The 17621-nt window shown below is 65.0% G+C and carries 16 protein-coding genes; 13 read left to right on the top strand and 3 right to left on the bottom strand.

Translation table 11 applies throughout. From position 1 onward, the window contains the following. Entirely contained in the window at positions 1 to 1107 is a 1107-nt protein-coding gene (locus F0A17_RS06725; RefSeq protein ID WP_149327585.1) for an efflux RND transporter periplasmic adaptor subunit, read from the bottom strand. Positions 1108 to 1375: 268 nt separating this feature from the next. On the opposite strand from F0A17_RS06725, the gene F0A17_RS06720 reads away from it, so the two are divergent. Continuing rightward, positions 1376 to 2350, top strand: coding sequence for a malate dehydrogenase (locus tag F0A17_RS06720; protein WP_149327584.1), 975 nt, complete (start codon positions 1376 to 1378; stop codon positions 2348 to 2350). A gap of 220 nt (positions 2351 to 2570) precedes the next feature. Here F0A17_RS06720 and F0A17_RS06715 read toward each other — a convergent pair whose 3' ends face one another. Next, a complete protein-coding gene (locus F0A17_RS06715) occupies positions 2571 to 3227 on the bottom strand; it encodes a histidinol-phosphatase (protein ID WP_149327583.1) in 657 nt (218 codons plus the stop codon). 207 nt (positions 3228 to 3434) lie between these two features. On the opposite strand from F0A17_RS06715, the gene F0A17_RS06710 reads away from it, so the two are divergent. The 12 genes from F0A17_RS06710 (at position 3435) to F0A17_RS06655 (ending at position 16678) form a co-directional block, all read left to right on the top strand. Beyond that, entirely contained in the window at positions 3435 to 3926 is a 492-nt protein-coding gene (locus tag F0A17_RS06710) for an RNA pyrophosphohydrolase (RefSeq protein WP_149327582.1), read from the top strand. A gap of 124 nt (positions 3927 to 4050) precedes the next feature. Continuing rightward, the gene (ptsP, locus tag F0A17_RS06705) at positions 4051 to 6312 is read left to right on the top strand and encodes a phosphoenolpyruvate--protein phosphotransferase (RefSeq protein ID WP_149328195.1); all 2262 of its coding nucleotides are present in this window, start codon (positions 4051 to 4053) and stop codon (positions 6310 to 6312) included. 6 nt (positions 6313 to 6318) lie between these two features. After that, entirely contained in the window at positions 6319 to 7119 is an 801-nt protein-coding gene (locus F0A17_RS06700) for an NRDE family protein (RefSeq protein ID WP_149327581.1), read from the top strand. A gap of 34 nt (positions 7120 to 7153) precedes the next feature. Beyond that, positions 7154 to 8560, top strand: coding sequence for a response regulator (locus F0A17_RS06695; RefSeq protein WP_149327580.1), 1407 nt, complete (start codon positions 7154 to 7156; stop codon positions 8558 to 8560). Then, entirely contained in the window at positions 8557 to 9351 is a 795-nt protein-coding gene (locus F0A17_RS06690; protein ID WP_149327579.1) for a sulfite exporter TauE/SafE family protein, read from the top strand. Before F0A17_RS06695 ends, F0A17_RS06690 begins: the two co-directional genes overlap by 4 nt. A 7-nt stretch (positions 9352 to 9358) precedes the next feature. After that, a complete protein-coding gene (gene lgt, locus F0A17_RS06685) occupies positions 9359 to 10156 on the top strand; it encodes a prolipoprotein diacylglyceryl transferase (protein ID WP_149327578.1) in 798 nt (265 codons plus the stop codon). Between the two features lie 78 nt (positions 10157 to 10234). Further along, entirely contained in the window at positions 10235 to 11089 is an 855-nt protein-coding gene (locus tag F0A17_RS06680; protein WP_323849408.1) for a thymidylate synthase, read from the top strand. Then, complete coding sequence (locus tag F0A17_RS06675; protein WP_149327577.1) at positions 11086 to 11607, top strand: dihydrofolate reductase; 522 nt, start codon at positions 11086 to 11088, stop codon at positions 11605 to 11607. The genes F0A17_RS06680 and F0A17_RS06675 overlap by 4 nt, the downstream gene beginning before the upstream one ends. 137 nt (positions 11608 to 11744) lie before the next feature. After that, complete coding sequence (locus F0A17_RS06670; RefSeq protein WP_228716828.1) at positions 11745 to 12824, top strand: ProQ/FINO family protein; 1080 nt, start codon at positions 11745 to 11747, stop codon at positions 12822 to 12824. Positions 12825 to 12997: 173 nt separating this feature from the next. After that, positions 12998 to 14059 carry a porin gene (locus tag F0A17_RS06665; RefSeq protein WP_149327576.1) on the top strand — a complete coding sequence of 354 codons (1062 nt, stop codon included), beginning with the start codon at positions 12998 to 13000 and terminating at the stop codon, positions 14057 to 14059. Positions 14060 to 14624: 565 nt separating this feature from the next. Beyond that, a complete protein-coding gene (locus tag F0A17_RS06660; RefSeq protein ID WP_149328192.1) occupies positions 14625 to 15716 on the top strand; it encodes a porin in 1092 nt (363 codons plus the stop codon). Between the two features lie 266 nt (positions 15717 to 15982). Further along, on the top strand, positions 15983 to 16678 hold the full coding sequence (locus F0A17_RS06655; protein WP_323849407.1) for a helix-turn-helix domain-containing protein: 696 nt from the start codon (positions 15983 to 15985) through the stop codon (positions 16676 to 16678). Here the strand turns inward: F0A17_RS06655 and F0A17_RS06650 are convergent. Next, positions 16653 to 17546, bottom strand: coding sequence for a LysR substrate-binding domain-containing protein (locus tag F0A17_RS06650; protein WP_149327575.1), 894 nt, complete (start codon positions 17544 to 17546; stop codon positions 16653 to 16655). The genes F0A17_RS06655 and F0A17_RS06650 overlap by 26 nt on opposite strands. Between the last annotated feature and the right edge of the window lie 75 nt (positions 17547 to 17621).

Below are 17621 nucleotides of genomic sequence, written 5' to 3'. Positions count from 1 at the left end.
TCAGGGCAGCTCCCGGGGCAGAGGGGGCTCGCCGATCTGCTCGGCGGTGACGGCGGTGACCCGTTCACCGGGCGCGACGAAACCGCCGCCCAGCGTGATCAGGCGGATCGTCTCGGGCAGGCCTGCGACGCTGACCTCGCTGGCATCGGCTTCCACCAGCTCGATGGGGCTGCTGATCACGCGGCTCGCGTCGTCGAGGTGCTTGACCCGAAGTTGGCCCTGGTCGTCGAGTTCCAGCAGTGCCGGTGAGAAGCGGTGCACGTCACGCTCGGGCAAGAGGATCGATAGGGTAGCGCTGGCACCGGCCAGGCGACGCCGCTCCGGGTTGTCGAGTTCGGCCTCGATGTAGAAAGAGCGGGTGGCGTCGTCGGCACGGCTGGCAACGTGGGTCAGCTCGCCGGGCAATGGGCTGCCGTCCAGCAGGCGAACCTCGACCGGCAATCCGGGGCTCAGCTTCAGCACATCGCGCTGGGCGACCCAGGCGTTGGCGACGAGGCGGCGGTCGTCGACGAGGCGACCGTAGATCTCGCCGACCTGCAGGACGTCGCCCAGCTCCACGTCGAGACGATCGAGGACGCCATCAAAGGGAGCGCTCGGACGCGTCTCGTCGAGCGTCTGGCGCAGCTCGGCCAGCTCCGCCGCGGCCACGCTGACGCTGCTCTGCAGGCGCAGGTACTCCGGCTGGGAGATCAAGTCGCGCCGACGCAGATCGGCGGCGCCGGCGAGCTCGGCTCGTGCCAGCTCCAACTGGCGCTCCGCCCGCTCGAGCTGAGCTTCCAGCGCATCGCGGGATAGCGCCAGCAAGGTGTCGCCAGTCGAGACCGAGGCGCCCTGGGTGACCGGCAGCTCAATGACGCGTCCGGCCTGACGCGTACGCAGTTCGACCTCGTGGATTGCCTCCAACTGGCCCTGGGCCACCAGGCGCGGCGTGTGCGATGCGGCATGGCTCTGCCGGTACTCGACACGCGTCGGCAGGTCCTTCGCTATGGCAGGCGCTGCGGGAGGTTCGCCCTGGAAGCGCTGTATGTCGCCGAGGGCCAGCCACAGCAGCAGCGCCACCAGCACGAGCATGGCCAGTAGAACGGAAATGGGGGGACGTCTCAGCATGCAACCTTCCCTGGAGAGCGATTGGCGACAAGGCGAGCGGGCAAGCGCGAGCCGGCACAGCATACCTCAGGTCGAGCGGCGCATCAGCCAAGACTCATCGACGCGTGGCAGATCCGCGGCGAACTCGGCGGTCGAGGCGCTGCTAGTCGGAGGTCGGATTGAGTTTTACCTACCGCAGGCATACCATCTTGGCGGTCCGGATTCCGGCCAGGGCGGGCAATGCGTCCGCCAGGCTTATCCTCACGGCGACCCAACCGAAGGAGCAATGATGAAAGATCCCGTACGTATTGCCATTACCGGCGGTGCCGGCCAGATCAGCTATTCCCTTATCTTCCGTATTGCGGCAGGTGACATGCTGGGCCCGGATCAGCCCGTCATTCTCCAGCTGCTCGAGATCCCGCAGGCGATGGACGCGTTGAACGGCGTCGTGATGGAAGTGAACGATTGCGCCTTCCCGCTGGTGCAGGACATCGTTGCCACCGACGATCCCAACGTCGCCTTCAAGGACGCCGATTTCGCCCTGCTGGTCGGCGCGCGCCCGCGCGGCCCGGGCATGGAGCGCAAGGACCTGCTCGAGGCCAACGCTGCGATCTTCTCCGTGCAGGGCAAGGCGCTCAACGACAACGCCAGCCGTGACGTGCGCGTTCTGGTGGTGGGCAACCCGGCCAACACCAACGCGCTGATCGCCTCCTGCAACGCGCCGGACCTGGACCCGCGCCAGTTCACCGCAATGACCCGCCTGGACCACAACCGTGCCCTGACCCAGTTGGCTCAGAAGACCGGCAAGCGCGTCACCGACGTGGATGGCATGATCATCTGGGGCAACCACAGCGCCACCCAGTACCCCGATCTGGCCCACTGCAAGGTGGCCGGAACGCCCGCCTTCGATCTGGTCGAGCGTGACTGGTACGAGAGCGATTTCATTCCCACCGTGCAGCAGCGCGGCGCCGCCATCATCAAGGCGCGCGGGGCGTCTTCCGCGGCTTCCGCCGCGTCTTCCGCCATCGACCACATGCGCGACTGGGCGCTGGGCACCGACCGAGTGGTGAGCATGGCGATTCCTTCCGACGGTAGCTACGGCATCGCCGAAGGCATCATCTACTCCTACCCGGTGCGCTGCCAGAACGGCGGCTACGAGATCATCCAGGGCCTCGAAGTCGACGAGTTCAGCCGGGCCAAGATGAAGGCTACCGAAGACGAGCTGAGGGAAGAGCGCGCCGCGGTCGAGCATCTGCTTGGGTAGCCAATGCCTGCGGAATGAATCGCGGTGTTGCGCGGTGCTAGGAGCCCTCACATACCCATGTGGGGGTTGACTCGCAGCCTTCGGCTTATCGCCCTTCGGGGCCAGCTTAAGGCCGTTCACCGCTTCGCTCGGCTAATGCTCCTCAGCGTTTAGCCAGTAAGAGAAAAACCCCGAGAGCCAAGGCTATCGGGGTTTTTGCGTATTGCAGGGGCGGGCCTGGTCAGTCCCGCAGGCTCATGATGCGCCAGCCGCGCTGTTCGGCTTTCGCGCGCAGGACGGGGTCGGGGTCCACCGCCACCGGGTTTTCGACCCGTTCCAGCAGCGGCAGGTCATTGTGGGAGTCGCTGTAGAACCAGGCGTCATCCAGGGTGAAGTCCGTGTCGGCGAGCCACGCCTCGAGCCGTTCCACCTTGCCCTCCCGGTAGCTTGGGGTGCCGCTGACCTTGCCCGTGTAGCGTCCGTCCACGACTTCCGGCTCGACCGCGATCAGGTGGTCCACTCCGAGGCGTGCGGCGATCGGGCCCGTGATGAAACGGTTGGTGGCGGTCACGATCAGCAAGGTGTCGCCGCGGCTGCGGTGACGCGCGAGCAGTTCCTCTCCCTTGGGCAGGATGCTGGGTTCGATCTTGCTGGCCATGAACTGCTGATGCCACGCCGCGAGCTGCTCGGGGGTATTATCCGCAAGGGGCTTGAGCGCCACGGCGAGGAAGGCGTGCATGTCGAGGGTGCCGGCCTCATAGTCGGCCATGAAGCGGTCGTTGGCCTCGCGATAGGCCTCTGGGTCCACGGCTCCCTGTTCGAGCAGAAACTCGCCCCAGGCGTGGTCGCTATCGATGGAAAGCAGGGTGTTGTCCAGGTCGAAGATGGCCAGACTCACGGCGTGCCCCTTGCAGACGTTGAGTAAAGAAATACTGCTGTTGCGTGAAAGCACGCGATTATGTCAGACAACGGCCGCGCTGCTAAGCCCGGTGTCGTTCTGCGCCGTGCCGTCTGACATCTCTTGACACTGCCTATTCGTTGTATTGATGCCATTCACGGCATTGTGGAAGAATGGCTTCAATGACGAATTCACAAGGTGACGTCCGTGATCGACGCTGACGGCTTTCGCCCCAACGTTGGCATTATCATTGCCAACGCCCAGGGGCAGCTGCTTTGGGCGCGTCGGGTAGGACAGAATGCGTGGCAGTTTCCCCAGGGAGGCATCAAGTCGACCGAAACACCACAGCAGGCTCTGTACCGGGAGCTGGAAGAGGAGATCGGGCTGACCGCCGCCGATGTCGAGCTTCTCGCCTGTACCCGGGGTTGGCTGCGCTATCGCCTGCCGCGACGTATGGTACGCATGAATTCTCGGCCGGTCTGTATCGGCCAGAAGCAGAAGTGGTTCCTGCTGCGCATCCGCTGCCAGGAGCATCGCATTTGCATGGACGGTTCGGCCAAGCCCGAGTTCGATAGCTGGCGCTGGGTCAGCTACTGGTATCCGCTGGGCCAGGTGGTGCCCTTCAAGCGCGAGGTTTATCGCCGTGCGCTGAGCGAGTTGTCGCCCAGGGCGCAGCGGCTGGCGCTGGAGGGGCGCTGAGCTCGCTCAGTATGACCGGGGCCGGCGCATTGGCCCGACATGATGACCCGTCTGCCTTCGGTGACGGTCAAGGCCTAGATTCTTCAGCCAGGCGGGGGACGACATAATGGAAAGCAAGACGCCGATGCTGGAGGTGTTGCGCCGGGTCATTCAGGAAGTCAACGGGGCTCGTAATCTCGATGCGGCGCTGGCGACCATGGTGCGCCGCATTCGCAAGGCGATGCGTACCGATGTCTGCTCCTTCTACCTTTATGACAGGGAAATCGAGCAGCTGGTGCTGATGGAAACCATCGGCCTGCACAGCCAGGCCGTGGGGCGCGTGAGCCTGCGCGTGGGCGAGGGCCTGGTGGGCCTGGTAGCCGAGCGCGAGGAGCCGCTCAATCTCGAGGATGCGCGGGCGCATCCTCGGTTCCGCTACTTCGAGTCCACCGGCGAAGAACGCTACTCCAGCTTCCTCGGTGTGCCGATCATTCACCAGCGTCGCATGCTCGGGGTGCTGGTCGTGCAGCAGAGCGAGAAGCGCCGCTACGACGAGGAGGATGAAGCCTTCCTCATCACCATGGGGGCTCAGCTCGCCGGCGTGCTGGCTCACGCGCTGGCCACCGGCAGCCTGACCCGGCCCACGCTGCCCGGCGGCCAGGCGCTGTTCAACGGAGTGGCGGCTTCGCCCGGCATGGCCATCGGCGAGGTGGTGGTGGTAGCACCGTTGGCCGACCTCAACAGCGTGCCCGATCTGATCCCCACCGACGTCGAGCACGAGATCGTGCGGTTGAAGGAGGCCATCGGGCGGGTCCGCGAAGAGATTCGCGCCGCCGGCGAGCGTCTGGCCAACCGTATCTCGGTACAGGAACTGGCGCTGTTCGAGGTCTATCAACAGATGCTGAGCGAGGCGGCGCTTTCTCAGGAGGTCGAGAAACGCATCCGCGAGGGGCAGTGGGCGCCCGGCGCGCTGGCCGACGTGGTGCGCCGCCATGTGCTGTACCTCGAACGCGTCGACGACGACTACCTGCGTGAGCGGGCTGCCGACGTGCGCGACCTCGGCCGTCGGGTGCTGGCGCACCTGCAGGAAGAAACGCCGCAGATACCCGATGTCTTTCCCGAAAGCACCATCCTGGTGGGCGACGAGATCAGCGTCGCCACCTTGGGCGAGGTGCCGCGCGAACGCCTGGCCGGCCTGGTGTCGGCCCGCGGCTCCAGCACCTCTCACGTGGCAATCGTCGCCCGTGCCATGGGAATCCCCACCGTGCTCGGCATGGTCGACCTGCCGCTTCCTCGTCTCTCGGGCGCGGAAGTGGTACTCGATGGCCATCGCGGACGCCTCTTCGTGCGTCCCTCGGATGAGCTCAAGAACCGTTATCGTAGCCTGATCGCCGAAGAGCGGGCGCTGGCCGAGGTCCTCGAGCACGAGCAGGACCTGCCCAGCGAGACGCCCGACGGTCATGAGATGCCGTTGATGGTCAATACCGGTCTGGCCATCGATACCACGGTGTCGCTGAGAAAGCGTATCAGCGGCGTGGGGCTGTACCGCACCGAGGTGCCGTTCATGATCGCCGAGCGCTTCCCCGGCGAGCAGGAGCAGGCGCGGCTCTATCGCGACCAACTGGAAAGCTTCGCTCCGATGCCGGTGGTCATGCGCACCCTCGACATCGGCGGCGACAAGGATCTGCCCTATTTCCCCATTGACGAGGCCAATCCCTTCCTCGGCTGGCGCGGCATTCGCGTTACGCTGGACCATCCCGAGGTGCTGATGGTCCAGCTGCGGGCCATGCTGCGTGCCTCCCAGGGTCTCGACAATCTGCAAGTGCTGCTGCCGATGGTGACCAACGTCGACGAGGTCGACGACGCCCTGCGTCTGCTCGACCGCGCTATTCGCGAGCTGGGGGAGGAGGGGATCGAGGCCACACGGCCCAGAGTCGGCGTGATGATCGAGGTTCCTGCTACGCTCTACCAGCTCGATGCACTGGCCGAGCGGGTCGACTTCTTCTCCGTCGGCAGCAACGATCTGACCCAATATCTGCTGGCAGTCGACCGCAACAATCCCCGCGTGGCCGCTCTCTACGACTCCTGCCATCCGGCGGTGCTTGTCGCCCTGGCGCGGCTGGCCGAGGCATCGGCGCGACTGAAGCGGCCCATCTGCGTCTGCGGCGAGCTGGCCGGCGATCCGGCCGGCGCCCTGCTGCTGATGGGCATGGGGTTCGACTCGCTGTCGATGAACGCCCCCAGCCTGCCGCGGGTACGCGCCGCCATTCGCCGGGTGTCGCTGCGGGCGGCGAAAGAGCTGGTGGATGAGACGCTGGCCCTGAACACGCCTTCCGCCGTGCGCAGCCATCTGTTTGGGCGTCTGAGCGAATGGCAGCTGGCGCATCTGCTGCCGCCCCGGGATTGAGTGCGCATGTGCCTGATCGCCTTCGACTACCGTCCCGGCAGCTCCGTGCCTCTGCGCTTGGTGGCTAACCGCGACGAGTTCCATCATCGCCCCACGGCAGCGCTTGGGGCCTGGGAGGAGGCGCCGGATATCGTGGGCGGGCGGGATCTTGAGGCCGGCGGCAGCTGGCTGGCCGTGCACCGTCGCGGGCGGGTGGCGGCGGTGACCAACGTACGCGACCCGTCGATCACGGCCCCGGCCGACGCGCCGAGCCGTGGCCTGCTGGTGAAACGAGCGCTCGAGTGCGACGACCTGGATGCCTGGCTGGAGGCCCTGGCCGCGGGGGAGGGTTGGCAATACGCCGGCTTCAACCTGCTGGCCGGTGACGGAGAGCGGCTCTGGCACCTGCACCGCGGACGTGAACGGCTGGTGCTCACGCGGGTCGCGCCCGGCGTGCATGGGCTCTCCAATGCCAGCCTGGACACGCCGTGGCCCAAATTGATCGCTGCGCGTCAGGGGGTGCTGACTGCGCTGCGTCGCCGTTGGCCGGACGATGCCCTCTTCGCCATGGGAGACGACACGACGGCGGACGACGCCCACCTGCCCGATACCGGAGTGGGGCTGGCGCTTGAACGGCGCTTGTCTGCCTCCTTCATCGTCGGCGAGCAGTATGGCACGCGCGCCACCACCTGGCTGACATGGCATGACGAAGCCGGCGTCATCGAGCTGGAGGAGCGGCGTTACGGCCCGCATGGGCATCCGCTGGGGGTGTGTTACGAGTGCGTGGCAGTGCGGCACCGCCATGACAGCCGGGGTCCGGCGGCGTAAACTCACGGCATCGCCGCATGGCATAAGGATGATAATGCCCGTCGCAACGCGCAAGGACCGCTTCTGGTCGTTTCTCGTATGGCCACTGCTCTGGCCGCTGCTGCTGGCTCAAGCGGCCCTCGTGTTACTGTGTCTGTTGGTGGGGTTGGTGCTGTGGCTGGCGACGCCCGCCCCTACGTCCTGGGCCGAAACGGGGTGGCTGCTGCTGGCTCTGTTGATCGGCACGACACTGACCACGACCGCCTTCCTGATGCAGTTGCGCTACCGCATACGCGATTACGAGGCCCAAATGACCGCTCGCCTGAGTCGCATCGAGCGGCTGATGGGCGAGGCCGAGCGATGGTTGCCCCACTGGCTTGGTGCGCCCGAGCATGCCGAAGTCGGAGAGGGGGCCCTGACCGCGCGTCTGGAGCGCTTGCAGGAGCGCTTGACCGAACTGCAGGCGCGCTTGGCGCGGATTCCCAGTCTCGAGGAGATGTTGTCGGCGAGCCCGCGGCCGGCGCTGCTGCTCTACCACGGCCGCATCATCGACACCAATGTGGCCATGGAGCAGTTGCTTGGGGAAAGCCCCGAGGCGTTGACGGGCCAGGAGCTTGCCGCCCGCATGAAGGGAGACGGGGAGAGCGATACCGGACCGGCCGAAGTGCGCATGTTGGATGCCGAGGGGCGCTGGCGGCCGTTGAAAATGGAGCGCCTGGATGCGTCGCCGTACCAGCTGCTGCTTTTTCATCAGGAGCGAACGCCGCACCTGGGCAATCTGGTGGCGGCGCGGGAGCGGGCGCGTGAAGACTCGCGTCTCAAGTCGCACTACTTGACCCTGCTGCAGCGCGAACTCGAGCCGCTGCTGGCCGATCTTGGCCGCGAAATGGAAAAGGTACCGGAGCGTAATGACTCTCGCCACCTCGCCAACCTGCGCGAACGCATGGCGGACGTGGTGCTGTTGGTCGGCAGCCTGGCCGGCGACGGGCGGGGCGGGCGCGACCTCGACGCACCGGACGACGCTTCGTTTGAAGGGGTATCCCATCTCGAGCGGAAGACGCCGCTGAGAGTGCTGGTGGTCGATGACGGCCCCGTCAACCGCATGCTCGCCCGCCAGGTATTGGAAGGGCGTGGATTTCGGGTCGACAGTGTCTCGGGCGGCCAGGAGGCGCTGGAGCGTCAGCAGCGGCAAGCCTACGACCTGGTTTTGATGGACATCTTCATGCCTGACATGGATGGCGTGGAGGTGGCCCGGCGCTGGCGCGAGCAGGAATCCCAACTGACGGATCGGCGACGCAGCGTGCTGGTCGCGCTGACGGCCAACGCCACGGAGAGCGACCGCAGACGCTTTCACGAGGCCGGCATGGACGACTATCTGGCCAAGCCCTATGGCCCACGTGCGTTGCTCGACCTGCTCCGGCGCTGGCGACCCGACGCCTTCGAGGAAACCTCCACGTCATGACCCTGGCGCTGACACTGCTCGGCTATTTCGCCCTGGGAGCGGCTGCCGGCCTGATGGCGGGGCTGTTCGGCGTTGGCGGAGGGCTTATCATCGTTCCGGCACTTGTCTTCGCCTTCGGCCTGCAGGGCATCGACGCCGGCATCGCCATGCACCTGGCTATCGGTACGTCGCTGGCCACCATCGTGGTCACCGGCGGGTCGTCGGCCTGGGCGCACTACCAGCGGGGCAGCGTCCAGCGCGATGCCTTCCTGGCGCTGCTGCCCGGTCTCATGCTGGGGGCGGTGGCCGGCGTCTTCGTGGCCGGTGCGCTCTCCGCTGGCCTGCTGGGGACCCTGTTCGGCGTCTTCGTCATTCTGATGGCGGCGAGGATGGCGCTGGGCTTCGGCCCCAGGCCGGGACGCCGGATGCCGAGCCGGCCGGTGATGGTGGCGGCCGGCAGCGTGATCGGCGGCGTCTCCGCGCTGTTCGGCATCGGCGGCGGCACTCTATGCGTGCCTTGGCTCTCGCGCTGTGGTGCGTCCATGGCCCAGGCGATAGGAACCGCAGCCGCCTGCGGCATGCCCATCGCCCTGTTCGGTGCGGTAACCTTCGTCGTGGTGGGCTGGGGCGATCCGCGGCTACCGGCGGGGGCGACCGGCTTCGTGATGTGGCCCGCCTTTCTGGGGATCGTCATGGTCAGCGTGCCCTGTGCGCGAATCGGCGTGCGGCTGGCCCATGCGCTTCCCGCCCGCGTTCTGCGTCTCTCCTTTGCCGGCCTGCTGCTGCTCGTGGGCCTGACATTCCTGTTCTGAGGTAGCCATGCTCGACTATCCCGATATCGATCCCGTCGCCATCTCGCTGGGGCCGTTCCAGGTCCACTGGTACGGTTTGATGTACGTCATCGGCTTCGCCGGCGCCTGGTGGCTGGGGCGCCGGCGCGCGGGGCGCATCGGCCTGACGCACGACGACGTCGGCGATCTGCTGTTCTATACCGCTCTTGGCGTGGTGGTCGGCGGTCGGCTGGGTTATGCCCTGTTCTATGGCATGGCGCAGTGGCTGGCCGACCCGTTGTGGGTGTTTCGCGTCTGGGATGGCGGCATGAGCTTCCATGGCGGCCTGATCGGGGTGCTGCTGGCCGTGCTGTGGTTCGCCCGCAGGAAACGCCTGGCGTTCTTCACCCTGACCGACTTCATTGCTCCGATGGTGCCGATCGGCCTCGGCGCGGGGCGCATCGGCAATTTCATCAACCGTGAACTGCCGGGGCGGACGACCGAGCTTCCCTGGGGCATGCCGTTTCCCGGCATGGGGCCGGAGCCACGGCATCCTACGTCGCTCTACGAGGCGCTGCTCGAGGGCCTGGTGCTGTTCGTCGTCCTGTGGTGGGTATCGGCCAGGCCGCGCCGGCGTGGTCTCGTTTCCGGCCTGTTCCTGCTGCTCTATGGCGTGTTCCGTTTCATGGTCGAGTTCTTCCGCCTGCCGGATGCCCATATCGGCTATCTCGCCTTCGGTTGGTTCACCATGGGCATGCTGCTGACCCTGCCGATGATCGCCTTCGGTGTGCTGCTCATCCTATGGTCGCGGCGACGGCCGGTGGACGCAGTTGGCGTCACCGAGTGAAACGGGAGCGGAATAGGAAGCGGAGGACGAGAGAGGTAGACTCTCGTCTCTATCGATCATTTGCAGAGTTCGCCAACCATGCCTGACGACAACGCCCGGCCCATGCTCGATCAACCCCCTCTCGAACCACCCGCTCTCGAGCAGCCCTACCTGGACCTGATGCGTCTGGTGCTCGAGCAGGGCGTCGAACGTGCCGATCGCACCGGAGTCGGAACCCGTTCACTCTTCGGCCATCAGATGCGCTTCGATCTCTCGCGGGGCTTTCCGCTGGTGACCACCAAGAAGCTGCACCTGCGCTCGATCATCCACGAGCTGCTATGGTTTTTACGCGGCGACACCAACATTGCCTACCTCAAGGAGAACGGGGTGAGCATCTGGGACGAGTGGGCCGACGAGAACGGCGATCTCGGCCCGGTCTACGGCGCTCAGTGGCGCAGCTGGCCCGACCCGCGTGGCGGCCACGTCGATCAGATCGCCAAGCTGCTCGAGCAGGTCCGTACCAACCCCCGCTCCCGGCGGTTGATCGTGTCGGCCTGGAACCCGGCGCTGGTCGACGAGATGGCGCTGCCGCCGTGCCACTGCCTGTTCCAGTTCTACGTGGCCGAGGGGCGACTCTCCTGCCAGCTCTACCAGCGCAGTGCGGACATCTTCCTTGGCGTGCCGTTCAACATCGCCAGCTACGCGCTGCTGACCCGAATGATCGCGCAAGTCTCGGGACTCGAGCCGGGCGACTTCGTGCATACCCTGGGTGACGCGCACCTCTATCTCAACCACCTGGAGCAGGCCGAGCTGCAGCTGGCGCGCGCGCCGCGCCCTGCGCCGCGGTTGGTGCTCGACCCGAACGTCGACGACCTGTTCGACTTTCGCTTCGGGCACATCGCCATCGAAGGCTACGACCCTCACCCCCCTATCAAGGCCGAGGTGGCGGTATGACGGACGAAACCCTGGTGCCGGTGGCGATGATTGCCGCGGTGGCGCGCAACGGCGTGATCGGCGTCGACAACAAGCTGCCCTGGCATCTGCCCGAGGACCTCAAATTCTTCAAGCGCATGACCCAGGCCAAGCCGCTGGTCATGGGGCGCAAGACCTTCGCCTCGATCGGCAGGCCGCTGCCCGGGCGGCTCAATATCGTGGTGACGCGCGATACCGGTTTCCGGCATGAGGGCGTGCGGGTCTGCCACGATCTCGAATCGGCGCTGTTCCTGGCCGATCAGCAGGCCACCATCGATGCCGCCGAGGAGATCATGGTGATGGGCGGTGGGCAGATCTACGCCCAGACGTTACCGCATGCCAGTCGCATCTACCTGACGGAAGTGGATGTCGAGGTGGAAGGGGATGCGCGCTTCCCCGAGCTGGACGAGCGGGAGTGGGAGGAGGTGCAGCGAGTGCCCGGCTCGCCGGCGGCAGGGCAGCCGAACTACAGCTTCGTCGAGTACCGCCGACGAGATTGAGCCGAAGGGTTTGTCAGCGTCTGGCTTCTGGCACACACTTGCTGGATCAAGGATGCGCCCACTGCTGCCTGCCGTCGTCGCCATTCACGTGAGCCCGCAGGGAAGTGCAGAACCATCGTCGAGCGAGATGAAGCGCGATGCAGCGATTCGCCCGCGCAGGCATCGGTGCAGTGTTTTCCCAGGAGGATGCCGGTTTGATCAAGGAACCATCACCCCACCTTTTCAGCGCCCTGGAGGCCCGCGCGGAAAGCGCCCTCGACGAGCTGCGCCACTGTCGCGCCAGAATGCAGGCGCTGGAAGCCCGGCTCGCCGAATCCGAAGCGATGCGCCAGGCGTTGGAAGCGGCACGGCTCGAGCTGATGGAAGAGTGCCGCGAACTCGACGAGCAGAACCGTGAGCTCGAGGAGGACAACGCACGGCTGCGTGAACGATTGCGCAAGGGCGAGCCGGCTCCGACCTTTCCCGGCCCGGCGCGTCGGGCTCAAGGGCTCGCCGCGTTGATGGGCCGTTCGCGGGAGGAGCCGTTGTCGCGCCCCGCTGCGGAAGCGCCTCCTGCAGGAGAGCGCCGCGACTGCGATGACGTGCCCCCAAACGATGCCGACGTTGCGACACCGACCTCCGACTCCCCCTGGCGTCCGGCTGACGAGCCGCCGGACGCGGCGGACAAGGCCGCGCAAGCCGACGATGGGCGCCAGGGAGCACTCGCCATCGAGCAGGCGCCCTCCGCCGAAGCCTTGCTGGCGCAGTGGTATCAACGCTATCCCGCCACTTTCTTCAAGGGACATACCCGCCCGCTCAAGGTGGGCATTCACCACGACCTGGCCGCACGCGAGCCCTGGCCCGAAAAACTGGTGCGTCGCGCCCTGGCGGGCTACGTGAATTTGCCGCGCTACCTCAAGGCGTTGCGCGAGGGGGCCGAGCGCATCGATCTGGAAGGCAAGCCGGCCGGTCACGTCGACGCCCAGGCGGCCGAGCACGCCAAACGCAAGCTGGAGCGGCTGCAGGTCGAGCGCCGCGGGCGCACAGTGCGCCGCGAAGGCGGCAAGGGGCGGCAGGCCCGAGCCAGGTGCCAGCCGGCCGACGCTGCACCTGGCAAGGCGTCATCCGTTGCCAAGGCGTCTGCCGGCCCAGTCAAACCTGCTTCCACCGCCAGCGAAGCCCCCATGACATTGGAAGAGAAGCTGGCCGCGCTACAGGCCAAGCATAACCGCCGTTAATCCGCCTATTTCAACCGATATAACGATTCTTCATTTTGACACTTGCTCGTCATATAAATTAGGCATGATGCATACGAGCGCTTGAAGACAAGGCGTGTGCTGATGCCGAAGAGCCGTCGCAGAGCGGTGGGTATCACGAGCGAACCGATTCGATCATCAAAGGGAACGTCAAAATGAAGAAGACACTGCTGGCGAGTGCCATCGCTGGCGCCCTGGGCGCCTCCGTCGCGGCTCAGGCCGCCACCGTCTATGATCAGGACGGCACCAGGCTGGATGTTTATGGGCGCATCGCTATGGCGGTGGAAGGTGGCGGCACGGAATATTCGGGGGGGCAGGCTATCGAAAACGGCGCCGAGTTCGTCGACGCCTCCTCGCGCCTGGGGCTGCGCGGTCAGCAGCAGATCAGCAGCGATCTAAGCGCCTTTGCCCATGTCGAGTGGCGCTTCCGCGCCGACGAGGCCAACAACCGCTTCGGCAATGACTTCGACGCCTTCAGCGAGACCCGCCAGAGCTATATCGGCCTGCGCAGTAACACTTGGGGTACCGTTCAGGCCGGCAACTTCGACTCTTTCTACTTCCAGGCCGTGACCAAGCCCTTCGACGTCTACGTGAAGGAAGGTTTCGAGTTCGCGGGCCATGCCACCCAATCTCGCGGCGACTCCATCGGCTATATCTCGCCCAATCTCTCTGGCTTCCAGGCTTTCCTCCAAGCCAAGCATTATAGCGAGCGCGGTGAAGTTGAAGGATCGGAGCGGGACGCGGAGATCGTGACTCAGGGCGGTCTGAAATACGAAGCCGATGGGCTGCGCCTGGCGCTTGGCTACGTCGACGATAAAGCCGTCCTGAATACGGGTGGTTCGCGTGTTTCCGGCACCGGTAACGATGAAGTGCGTTACGGCGGCACCGCGGCCTACGAGTTTGTTCCCGGCTTCGTTGCGCGTGTGGGCTACGAGACCCGCGACGACAGCAGCGTATACGGTGGTGGCTTCGATCAATGGGGCGTGGGCGCCAGCTTCGCAGTGACGGAGTGGACTTTCCATGCCGATATCTACGATATCGATCCGGATAACGGTGAAAGCCGCACCAGCTGGGCCCTGGGCGCCATGTACGATGTCTCCAATAACTTCGATGTCTTCGCCGAACTCTACGACTCCGATGTCGATGAAAGGGTGGGTGGCAGCCAAGTCAACAAAGATGATGTCTACTGGGTTGTCGGCGCCCGTTACCACTTCTAAACACGCCAGGTTCGGTGCCACCCGGCTCGGGTGGCACCGGATTCGCCCGAGCCGGGCGCCTACACTGGCCGGTTCGAACGTCAGCCTCCGTCAGTAACAGCCCACCGTCAACGCCCCTCTCGGCCCGGTCGAAAGCCCCGACGACGCCATCCCCTCCCTGTCCTGCCTTCAACGTTGATGCCCCTGGCTTGCCTCTGTTTCATCAGCGGGGCATTATGTGCGGGCTCATCGCTGCCAGGCAAACGGCTGTTTCCGGCCTGCGGCATGCGGTAACGAGGCGGGAGAGCCCGTGACCGCAAATGCAGGGAAAGGTTCCGTCGGGAAAGTCCGGGTCGAAGGAAAACAGTGTTTTTTCTTATTGCGTTCCCATTTTTCCCGGTATAGAGTTCTACCTGCGAGCATTGGACTATAACAAGGCTTCGCTGCGGTCATGACCGGCCCAGGCGCTTCCTGAGAAGGAACCCAGCCAAGCACGGCGGGACCCATGCCCGGCAAGCTACCTGCACCGATCGTCGATCCGTGCAGTAACGATCGAAACAGTAAGCTAGTGAAAGGAACTATCGCGATGAAAAAGACACTGTTAGCGACTGCCATTGCCGGTGCCCTGGGCGCCTCCGCTGCCGCTCAGGCCGCTACCGTTTACGACCAGGACGGCACCCGCCTGGACATCTACGGCCGTATTGCCATGGGTGTCGCCGGCGGCGGCCCCGAGTATAACGACGATGGCCAAGCGATCGACAACGGCGCCGAGTTCGTCGATGTCTTCTCCCGCCTGGGCCTGCGTCTGAGCCACACAGTGAGCTCTGACCTGACTGCTTTCGGCCACCTCGAGTGGCGCTTCCGCGCCGATGAATCCGGCAACCGCTACGGCAACGATTTCGACGCCTTCAGCGAGACCCGCCAGGCGTACCTCGGCCTGCGCAGCAACAGCTGGGGTACCGTTCAGGCCGGTAACTTCGACTCCTTCTACAAGGATGCCGTGACCGCGCCGTTTGACGTCTACATCGACCAGGGTCTTGAGTTCGCCGGTCACCCGAAACAGTCCCGCGGTGACTCCATCGGCTACTACACTCCGGACCTGGGCGGCTTCCAAGCCTTTCTGCAGGCCAAGCACTATAGCGAGCGCGGTGAAGTTGAAGGGGCGTCGGAGCGAGATGCGGAGATCGTCACCCAAGGTGGCGTGAAATACGAAGTCGGCGGCCTGCGCCTGGCGCTTGGCTACGTCGACGATAAAGCCGTCCTGAATACGGATGGTTCGCGTGTTTCTGGCACCGGCAACGACGAAGTGCTCTACGGTGCGACTGCCGCCTACGCCTTCAACGATCAGTTCTCCGCGCGTCTGGGTTACGAGACTCGCGACGATAACGATGTGTACCTTGGCGGTTATGACACCTGGGGCCTGGGTATGACCTACGCCGTGGGTCAGTGGGCCTTCAATGTCGATGTGTACGACATCAGCGTTGACACCGAAGCTGAGGGCTGGGCAGACCGGACAGCCTGGGCTGCCGGTGGCTATTACAACATCTCCAGCAACTTTGATGTCTTCCTGGAGCTGTATCAGGGCGATCAGCCAGACATCACCGTCAGTGGTCTTGATGTGGACACCGCCGACGGCGACGACATGTACTGGCTGACCGGCGCTCGCTACCACTTCTAAGCGAGCCTCGCACAGCGAGACACGTCGAGCGATCGACGACAAACCGGCCCTTCGGGGCCGGTTTTTTTATGGCCTGCTGTTGGCCGTCCTCTCAAGCGGGGTTGATGTATGTCAACTCAGCGGCCCCTAGTACGGTAATAGCGCCCTTCGTACGGGACAGCCATTGCGGGAAAGATCAGAATCGAAGGCGCCGATCTGTACGCCGAGAGAGAGCCCATCATGTCTCAGCCCGTCCAGTGCCAGCCGAAGCGTGCCCCCCGCTGCCAATGCTGTTCCCTGCATGCCCGCTGCTTGCCCTTGGGCTCGAGTTCGACGCCCTGGCAACCTTCGATGCCATTCTGCAACGCCCCCGGCCGTTGAAACGGGGCCAGGCGCTGATGCGCCAGGGGGAGCCCTTCGAGAGTCTTTTCGTGGTGCGCTCCGGCAGCTTCAAGCAGACCGTGGCCGAGCCGGGTCGGCGTGACCAGGTCACCCACTTCTACCTGCCGGGGGAGGTAGTGGGGCTCGATGACATTGGCGAGGCAAGTTGCTTCGGCAACGTGGTGGCGCTGGAGTCGGCCTTCGTCTGCGAGTTGCCGTTCCCCCATCTTGAGGGGCTCGTCGAAGGGCTGCCGGCGCTGCGCGGCGAGCTCTACCGCTGCCTTAGCCGTGAGATGCGCCGCGACCAGCGCATGTTGTGCCTGCTCTCGGGGCGTACCGCCGATCAGCGCTTGGCCAGCTTCCTGCTGGGGCTCTCCGAGCGTTTTCGCAGCCGTGGCTGTTCGCCGTATCGCTTTCATCTGTCCATGTCGCGTTCGGATATTGCCAGTTATCTTGGCCTGGTGCTGGAAACCGTTAGCCGGACGCTGGCTCGCTTCCAGCAGCAAGGGATGCTCAGCGTCAGCGGACGGGAGTTGGCCATTCACGACCACGAGGCGCTGGGAGCCGTAGCGCTGGCTAGCGCCCCCATGATGACTGCTTGACCACCTGGCGGATTGTTTCCGCCATGAAGCGGCTGGCGGGGGAGCGGTGCGCCTGCTGCGACCATAACAGCCCCGGCGTGCGTATCGGTGTGGGGCTCTCCAGCGGAATGGCCAGCACGCCGGGCTCGTTGCCCAGTGCATTCTCGGCCACGATGCCGCACAGGTCGGTACGCCGCACTAGCTCGATCATCGGAGAAATGGCGTTGAGTTCGGCGACGATTTGCGGTTGGGCCCCGGCCGCAGCGAAGCATTCGTCGAGCATCTGCCGGGTTGAGAAATGTGGAGCCAACAGTGTCATGCGCGTGCCGTTCAACTCGACCATGCGCAGCCGCTTGCGCCCGGCCAGGGGGTGGTCGTTGGCCACGATCAACTTGAGTTCCTCATTATAGAGCGGCTCGAAGCGCAAGCCGCGGGGAACGGCGGGGCGGTAGGAGACACCCAGGTCCAGGCGGCCACTGACCAGTCCCTCGCTGATGCCATCCCCCGAAAGCTCCTCCACCGCTACCTTCACCCTTGGCAGTCGCTGCATGAACCGCGATAGGCACAGGGGGATCAGTTGCACATTGAAGCTATGGGTGGCGGCGATGCGCAGCTCGCCGCGCAGCTCGTCGGGCGACTCCTTCAGGGCCCCCACCGCCCGGTCGACCTGCCTCAGGATCGGCACGACGTGTTCGAGGAAGGCCTGCCCGGTCTCGGTGATCAGCACTTTCTTGCCCTCGCGGGCGAACAGCGGCCGACCGACTTCTTCCTCCAACTGGCGGATCTGATGGGAAAGAGTCGACTGGGTCACGTGTACCCGCTGCGCCGCACGGGTGAAGTTAAGGGTCTCGGCCAGGGCGAGAAAGTAGCGTAGGTGACGCAGCTCCATGGATGTCTCCAATGATCGATGTCATCGATGAAAATGATGGAAATATATCATTTTTATGAATCATGCGGTCGGCGT

Origin of the sequence: Billgrantia pellis (genome assembly GCF_008297955.1) — a bacterium.
In the GTDB taxonomy this organism is placed as follows: Bacteria; Pseudomonadota; Gammaproteobacteria; order Pseudomonadales; family Halomonadaceae; genus Halomonas; species Halomonas pellis.
Note: the sequence above shows the minus strand (reverse complement) of the source record. Positions and strands in the feature narration are given on the sequence as shown.

Excerpts from the sequence above, each read along its gene's own strand:
- lgt (WP_149327578.1), top strand. The coding sequence starts at position 9,359 with ATGCTCGACTATCCCGATATCGATCCCGTCGCCATCTCGCTGGGGCCG.
- F0A17_RS06655 (WP_323849407.1), top strand. The coding sequence starts at position 15,983 with ATGCTGTTCCCTGCATGCCCGCTGCTTGCCCTTGGGCTCGAGTTCGAC.
- F0A17_RS06650 (WP_149327575.1), bottom strand. The coding sequence starts at position 17,546 with ATGGAGCTGCGTCACCTACGCTACTTTCTCGCCCTGGCCGAGACCCTT.
- F0A17_RS06665 (WP_149327576.1), top strand. The coding sequence starts at position 12,998 with ATGAAGAAGACACTGCTGGCGAGTGCCATCGCTGGCGCCCTGGGCGCC.
- F0A17_RS06700 (WP_149327581.1), top strand. The coding sequence starts at position 6,319 with ATGTGCCTGATCGCCTTCGACTACCGTCCCGGCAGCTCCGTGCCTCTG.
- F0A17_RS06725 (WP_149327585.1), bottom strand. The coding sequence starts at position 1,107 with ATGCTGAGACGTCCCCCCATTTCCGTTCTACTGGCCATGCTCGTGCTG.
- F0A17_RS06690 (WP_149327579.1), top strand. The coding sequence starts at position 8,557 with ATGACCCTGGCGCTGACACTGCTCGGCTATTTCGCCCTGGGAGCGGCT.
- F0A17_RS06695 (WP_149327580.1), top strand. The coding sequence starts at position 7,154 with ATGCCCGTCGCAACGCGCAAGGACCGCTTCTGGTCGTTTCTCGTATGG.
- F0A17_RS06675 (WP_149327577.1), top strand. The coding sequence starts at position 11,086 with ATGACGGACGAAACCCTGGTGCCGGTGGCGATGATTGCCGCGGTGGCG.
- F0A17_RS06720 (WP_149327584.1), top strand. The coding sequence starts at position 1,376 with ATGAAAGATCCCGTACGTATTGCCATTACCGGCGGTGCCGGCCAGATC.
- ptsP (WP_149328195.1), top strand. The coding sequence starts at position 4,051 with ATGCTGGAGGTGTTGCGCCGGGTCATTCAGGAAGTCAACGGGGCTCGT.
- F0A17_RS06660 (WP_149328192.1), top strand. The coding sequence starts at position 14,625 with ATGAAAAAGACACTGTTAGCGACTGCCATTGCCGGTGCCCTGGGCGCC.
- F0A17_RS06670 (WP_228716828.1), top strand. The coding sequence starts at position 11,745 with ATGCAGCGATTCGCCCGCGCAGGCATCGGTGCAGTGTTTTCCCAGGAG.
- F0A17_RS06680 (WP_323849408.1), top strand. The coding sequence starts at position 10,235 with ATGCCTGACGACAACGCCCGGCCCATGCTCGATCAACCCCCTCTCGAA.